Origin of the sequence: Nonomuraea sp. B12E4, from assembly GCF_039871825.1 — a bacterium.
Lineage (GTDB): Bacteria > Actinomycetota > Actinomycetes > Streptosporangiales > Streptosporangiaceae > Nonomuraea.
Genome location: NZ_JBDPME010000039.1, coordinates 55,387 through 61,697, shown reverse-complemented (window position 1 = coordinate 61,697; position 6,311 = coordinate 55,387). Strand labels below are relative to the sequence as shown.

Sequence of the window (6,311 nt, the reverse complement as noted above, 5' to 3'; positions counted from 1 at the left end):
ACCGGGGAACTCCTGCGCGAGCTGACCATCGACCCCACCCGCGACTACCAACCCCAGGCAAACCCCAACACGACGAAACCCCCGAACCCGTAGGTTCGAGGGTTTCCGATGTCCTGAGACATCACAGAGTGCCCCCGGCAGGATTCGAACCTGCGGCACCCGCTTTAGGAGAGTGGGGGCGTTACTGTTCCGTCCCCTGATCTGACCTGGGCAAATAGCCTGTACTGGTGTCGCCCCTTGCTTGATCATCCCGTGTATGTCCCGCAATCGCGTTATCGCCGCGGAGGCTCCGCACAGGCCTGGCCCAATTGATTGACCGACCCCGCGTCGCCCCAGCGCGTTCTGGCTAGAGAGCCAGTGCGGAGAGTGGGGCGATGAGAGGCGGAGGGCTGCCAAGCAGCAAGATGATGGTGGTGTGGCGGGCGCGGGTGAGGACGACGTACAGCAGCCTCGACCCAGACTCGAAGGGCTCCGACTCGTACCCGAAGAAGTCGTCTTGGCGGAGTACGACGATGGTGGCGTCCGCTTCCCGGCCTTTGGTTTGGTAGAGGCCCATGAGCTGGATGGGGGCGCTGATGCCGTCGATCTCGTTGGTTAGAAGCGCGGTGCGGCGGTCTGTGATGGCCTGCTGGAGATGGTCCAGCACGGAGGCGGTGTCGCGGCGATCGCCGACCCGGCGCAGGCTCTGGGTGAGCATGGGCGCCAGCAGTTGTGCGGCGTGATCCCAATGCCGTTGCCCCGGCGACAAGCTGAGCATCCGGTGGGCGTCAGCGGCGTGGATGGCAGCAGCCGCCAAGTCGATCGGCGCGGCGCGGGGCGCGAGCTGTTCTCGCAGAGCGGTGAGCTTTTCGGCCAGTAACCCGGTCGGCTGGACCCGTTCTCCGAGGATGAGCTGGGCGAGTGGGGGCGCGTGCTTGCCGCGGACGGCGCTGGTGACGAAGACGGCGAGTTCGCGGCGTACCTGCTCCCAGGTAGCGGTACCGGCCGCGAACTCGATCATGGCGTGCTGGGTCTTCAGGGAAGCGGTCAGGCAATCGGACAGGCCGATGATCTCGTGGTCGATATCGCGGGCGCGCAGTTCGTCTGACAGTTGGGTCGTGGCGTCGTTGTGGTGGCTGAACACCCCGATGGTGGTGTGCCCTTCGGCCCGGAGTTCATCGATTGCGGCGGCCACTTGGTCGGGCTCGTCCTTGAGGTCAGGGCTGGTGTAGATACGCAGGCGACGGTCGCTCAGAGCGGTGGTGATGGCGTCGTGGCGGAAGTCGCGGCGACGGATGGCGGTGGCGGCGGCGGGCAGCACGCCGGTGGCGTCGCGGTGGGAGGCCTCAGGCAGGGTGATCTGCTTGGCACCGGGTAGGGCGAGGGCAGCTTTTAGACGCTCGCGTCCGACGCCGATCGCGCCAGGCAGGCTGGAATAGATGCACTGGTTCGGGTCGCAGAGCAGCAGTAGCCGCGCGCCACCGCGGATGGCGGTCAAAAGATCGAACTGGCGTTGGTCGGTGTCTTGGAACTCATCACACACGATTATTGACCAGCGAGTACGCAGGTGCGCGACTACGGCCGGGACGCGGCAGATGTCCAGAGCGGCAGGGAGCAGGTCGCTGTACTGGACGGTGACGGTGGTGGGCAGCAGCCGCGCTTCGGCGGGACTGGTCAGCTGCGGGTCGGGCTGGCCGATGGCGGTGCCGTACTGCTGAAGCAGCCGCCAGGCGAATGCGTGGTAGGTGGTGACCTGCACCCGGTCGCGGTAAGGCCCGAGGATGTCGGCCGAGCGCTCCAGGATCTGGGCGACGGCCGTTCGGGAGAAGGACAGGAACAGCGCACGTGCTGGCTGGCGCTGCCCGCGGGGCAGGTGCGCTTGGGCGCTGTCGTGGCGCTGCAGGTGGGCACGTACGGCGGCGGCTGCGGTGGTGGTCTTGCCAGTGCCGGCGCCGCCGCGCACCAGTAGGACCGGGTCGTGTGCGTCGATGACGTCCTGTTGATCAGGGGTGGGCTGGTAGGTCACGACGGGTCCTCAGAGGCGGGATCTTCTGGTGCGGGCAGCTCGATCAGTACTTCGGTCGTGGGTGGAGCGCTGAGGGTGTCCAGGAGCTGTTCGACCAGCGGCGGCATGACGCCGTCGGGTAGGGCCTCGATGAACTGCTGATGCAGGTTCGGTTTCTTGATCTGCTTGGCGATGGCCTTGCCGAGGTCGACGTCGGGGGTGCCCTCTAGGTCGATGCTTAGCCCGTAGACATCACGTAGTGCCTCGGCGGCCTCGCGCAGCGCTCCGGTGGGCACGCCGGCTACCAGAGCGCGTTCGATCGCGGTCCGCTCGGGCAGCACGATCACCTGTTCTGCCAGCGCGACCAGTTCGGCGTGCAGGTCGGCGTCCTCACCGGGCTTGTCGCTGTCGATGACCACGCGCACGTGGTAGCCGAGCTGCCGAGCGACGCGCGCGAGCTTTGGCAACTGGCTCTTGCCACCTTCGAGCAGGTTGGCGGCAAGGTGCACGCGGTGGGCGGCGGGCGGGGCGATGCCGTTGCGGCGCATCCGCCGTGCGGCCGCTGCCGTCAGGGCCTCCAGGTCATGGGGGCCTTCGAGTAGGGCGACGGTCACGTTGGTCATCGCAGGCATGAGCAGTGCGTGTAGCGGACGCCGCGCCAACCGTTCCTTCTTGTCGGTGGTTGCGGGCAACTGGTGATGGCGGCGTCTGCCGTGGCTGTGGGTCAGTCGCAGCACCTCAGTGGCCTCGAACGCCCGGACAACCTCTGGGCGGCGGGTCGACAGCCATACCTGGCCGCTCTTGCGGCGCAGCAGCGCGGCCAGGTACTCGGCGGAGCCGGCGTCCAGACCGTCGCCGAAGTTGTCGGCGAGCACAACAGCGCCGGGGAGGTCGGCGGCGGCCATGGCCTCGGCGACCGTGAGCACCGCGGTGGCGGTGGTGCCGTGCGCCGGAACCGGCAGAGCACCGGAGTCGTCCAGCGTTAGCGCGGCCTGCAGGCGGCGCAGCAGCGCCTCCACTGATCCGTCACCGGTGCTGAACCCGATGACCTTTTCATAATGATCGTTATCGTCGGGATCGGAGCGCAGGCCCAGCAGCCCACCGACGCCGTCCTCCAGCACCCGTGCTAGGGCCTGGCTGACGACCTTAAGGTCCGCCAGTTTGCCGGTCGTCGCCGCCACATCGTCGGCGAGGGTCTGCAGCGAGATGTTCATCGTGCCCTCGTCCAGGTCGGTGAGCAGGCGCCGGAAAAGTGCACCCGCGCGCAGTTGCAAGGGCGCCCCCGGCCCGATCACCACCGTGCCCAGCGTCAGGCGCTCGGCGCGGGGTGCACGGTCGCCGTTCTTGGGGTACTCCCAGGTGTGCTCGGGGTCGCCGACCCGCTCGTCGAAGATCAACCGGTATAGCAGCCGAATCCCCAGCACAGCCTCGTCCGAGCGGTTAGGGCCGGCGGGCAGGCCGGTCTGCGGATCGATCAACTCCAGCCGATCGTGTAGGTCTTGCTCCAGGGCCTCACCGAGCCCCAGCAGGGTCACCTCTACCTCGGTGATCGCCGCCTCGTCATCGTTCGCGAGTTCGGGCAGCGGCCGATGCACATCCGCAAGGTCGGGGTTACGGGCGCTGGCGGGGTCCAGAACCCGGCACAGCGCCGTGATCAGATCGGTAGAGCCGGCGCGGGGCTCGCCCACGACCACCGCGTGGCGACCCGGCAAAATTTCCTGTTCGCTGAAGCCGCGAAACCTCAGCAGCCTCACCCGCGAGACGTACATGACCTTCGGCTCCCTAGCCCTCAATTTGGAGCAACGATGTGTGACCCGGACGCAAACGATGGTCCTCAGCACGCCCGGCCCTAGCAACTTGATTCCTACCAGCCGCCGAGGGCTACCGCGGGTGGGCACTGGAGAACGTCCAGCTGTTCCACCTCATCTACGGGACGCCGCTGCCGAACTACCGGGCTGCCCCGAACGGCCCCACGACGTCTGCGGCGCGACGGATCAGCGCCGTGTTCCACCGCGCCCTGTTCGACGGCTACACCGCCGACCAGCTGGCCCACGCCGACGCGCCCGACCTCAGCCCCGCGCTGCACCGGCACCTGGAGAGCCTGCCCGGGCAGGAGGAGCTCGGGGTCCTTCCCGCCCCGGCGGCTGCGCTCTTCATCAGCGCGTGGGGGCACATGCACGGCCTGGTGGTGCTCGAGGTCTTCGGGAACCTGTCGTTCGTCGGCGCCGGGCAGTCGGAGATCTTCCGCATGGCGATGCGCAATCTCGAAGAAGACATCCGGCAGCGTGTGCCGTCGGAGCGCAAGGGACCTCTCGCTGAGAACGTGCCGGAGGACTCCTTCGCCCAGAAGGATCATTGAGGCGCCCGGCGCCTGCGTCAGGGCTCGGCGAGGGCGTCGACGGCACCAGCAGCGCCCTTCCTGGCCGGGCGCGGGCGGGATCCGGTTCGGACAGATCGGACCTGGACCAGCAACCCCGAGGAATGCACCCGCATGACAACCAGTGCTCAGCAGCTGATCGAAACGGCACGTCTCGCACCGCTGGCCGGCCCGTTCGACTGGGAACAGGTCGAGCACCGGCTCGGGGCGCCCGTGCCGCAGGACTACCGCAAGCTTCTCGACGCAGGGGGTGGCGGACTCTGGCTGGACTACTTGAGGCTCTACGTTCCGGCGCCCGGCCCCGGCCTCAAGCACGTCGATCTCGAGCCGTCGGGGCTGGAGTTCGAACAGCTCCAGGACCTGTTCGAGGACGAGGTCGTGGGACCGCCCGACGATCTCGACCCTGATTCCAGGCTGCTGCCCTGGGCCTCGACCGGCACGGGGGTCACGCTCTATTGGCAGGTCTCACCCGAGGCGGCGGCCGATTCGTACCCGATCCGGGTCTCGGACCGGAACGGCGACGTGTGGGAGCGGTACGACCTGCTCACCACCGACCTTCTCCTGGGAATCGTCCAGGGCGAGGTGCACAGTGAGCTGCTCAACGAGTCGTGGATGGAACGCGACGTGCTCTTCAAGCCCTACGCCGACGAGTAGCGCGGTTCGGGCCCTGCCTGAACACTGCGGCAGCTTGCAACCCCACGCCTTTCGACCATCCACCTGCGCGCCGAACGCGAGCAGCCTACTTGTCTGACGTGCCTGTCCTTCAAGCGGCTGACCAGCTAGAACGCTTGACAACCCCAGATAACCATCGAACACCTTGCGGGCCTCATCGGGGGTGAGGCCGGGGCCGTCGTCCTCGATCACCAGGACCGCTTCGGCCCCGGCCGTCCCCACGCCGATCCGGATGCGCGCCCGGCAGGCGGTGGCGGGCCGTCGCTGGCCTCGCCGTCGCGCGTCTGTTCCGCCTGGACTTCGTGCTCGGGGTATGAGGGCCAGGACGGTGACTGCCGTGACCGGGTTGCGCCACACTGCTGGCGCCCGATGAGGGATGGCCTCGGCGTCGATCGCCCCAGCCATGGCTGACCCGAAAATTTCGACATTCGCGTGGGCAGGCGGCAGCGAACCCCGAGCGGTGATAAGCGAGAGCGGCTGGCGGTGGGTTGTGGTCAGGCTGTCTCGGGTTCGATGAGGCGGCCTTGCCGTTGCGGATGACGATCTTCTGGCCGGTCAGAGCCTGAAGCTGGCCGGCCAGGCTGCGGGCGCGGCGGTCTTTGTTAATGCGGGTGTCGTAGTAGTCGGCGCCCAGGTCGCAGAAGTGGACCTCGGGGTCGGACAGCAGCTGGTAAACGACGGTGAGCACGGAGTTCCCGGCAGCGACCAGGGCCTTGGATTTGCCGCGGCGGCGGGCGATGCGGCGATAACGCTCGCCGAGAAAGGTGTCGGTCTTGCCGACGGAGAAGACGATCCGGCCGAGCGTGCCGGCTAACCAGCGGTTACCCTTGCCGCGGCCCTTGCCCTTCTTGCGGCCCGCCGACTCGTGCGTCTGGGGACAGAACTTGGCCCAGGACACCAGATGCGCGGCGGTGGGGAAGCGGCTCATCTCGACACCGATCTCGGCGATCAGTTCCTGGGCGGCCACCGGGCCCACTCCAGTGATCTCATCGAGCTGGGCCGCCTGACCTGCGAAAGGGCGCATGGCCTGCTCGATCTCGGCATCGAGCAGGCTGGCCTGCTCGGTCAGCCGGTCGATGTTGGCCAGCATGATGCGCAGCAGCACCGCGTGGTGATCGGTGAAGAACCCGCGCAATGCCTCCTCCAACAGCGGGATCTTGCCGCGCATGCTGCCCCGGGCCATGCCGGCCAGCACCTTACGGTCGCGCCGGCCGTCGATCAACGCCTGCAGCATCTGCCGGCCGGACACCGAAGATGTCGCTGATCACCGACGACAGC

4 protein-coding genes and 1 pseudogene are annotated in these 6,311 nt (G+C 67.8%); 2 read left to right on the top strand and 3 right to left on the bottom strand.

Features of this window, described 5'->3' with window-relative positions; genetic code table 11:
- Positions 1-346 precede the first annotated feature (346 nt).
- Together ABGB18_RS44755 and ABGB18_RS44750 are read right to left on the bottom strand one after the other, a co-directional pair.
- Entirely contained in the window at positions 347-2,005 is a 1,659-nt protein-coding gene (locus tag ABGB18_RS44755) for a UvrD-helicase domain-containing protein (RefSeq protein ID WP_347701798.1), read from the bottom strand.
- The gene (locus ABGB18_RS44750) at positions 2,002-3,753 is read right to left on the bottom strand and encodes a hypothetical protein (RefSeq protein WP_347701797.1); all 1,752 of its coding nucleotides are present in this window, start codon (positions 3,751-3,753) and stop codon (positions 2,002-2,004) included. The genes ABGB18_RS44755 and ABGB18_RS44750 overlap by 4 nt, the downstream gene beginning before the upstream one ends.
- Positions 3,754-3,866: 113 nt before the next feature.
- Here ABGB18_RS44750 and ABGB18_RS44745 point away from each other — a divergent pair.
- Both ABGB18_RS44745 and ABGB18_RS44740 read left to right on the top strand, forming a co-directional pair.
- Positions 3,867-4,343, top strand: a pseudogene (locus ABGB18_RS44745) (TetR-like C-terminal domain-containing protein); the annotation flags it as partial.
- Positions 4,344-4,475: 132 nt separating this feature from the next.
- Positions 4,476-5,015, top strand: coding sequence for a hypothetical protein (locus ABGB18_RS44740; RefSeq protein ID WP_347701796.1), 540 nt, complete (start codon positions 4,476-4,478; stop codon positions 5,013-5,015).
- A 172-nt stretch (positions 5,016-5,187) separates the two neighbouring features.
- On the opposite strand, the gene ABGB18_RS44735 is transcribed toward ABGB18_RS44740, so the two are convergent.
- The gene (locus ABGB18_RS44735; RefSeq protein WP_347701795.1) at positions 5,188-6,267 is read right to left on the bottom strand and encodes a transposase; all 1,080 of its coding nucleotides are present in this window, start codon (positions 6,265-6,267) and stop codon (positions 5,188-5,190) included.
- Positions 6,268-6,311 lie beyond the last annotated feature (44 nt).

Coding starts and splice junctions, on each gene's coding strand:
- ABGB18_RS44750 (WP_347701797.1), bottom strand. CDS start 3,753: ATGTACGTCTCGCGGGTGAGGCTGCTGAGGTTTCGCGGCTTCAGCGAA.
- ABGB18_RS44740 (WP_347701796.1), top strand. CDS start 4,476: ATGACAACCAGTGCTCAGCAGCTGATCGAAACGGCACGTCTCGCACCG.
- ABGB18_RS44735 (WP_347701795.1), bottom strand. CDS start 6,267: ATGCTGCAGGCGTTGATCGACGGCCGGCGCGACCGTAAGGTGCTGGCC.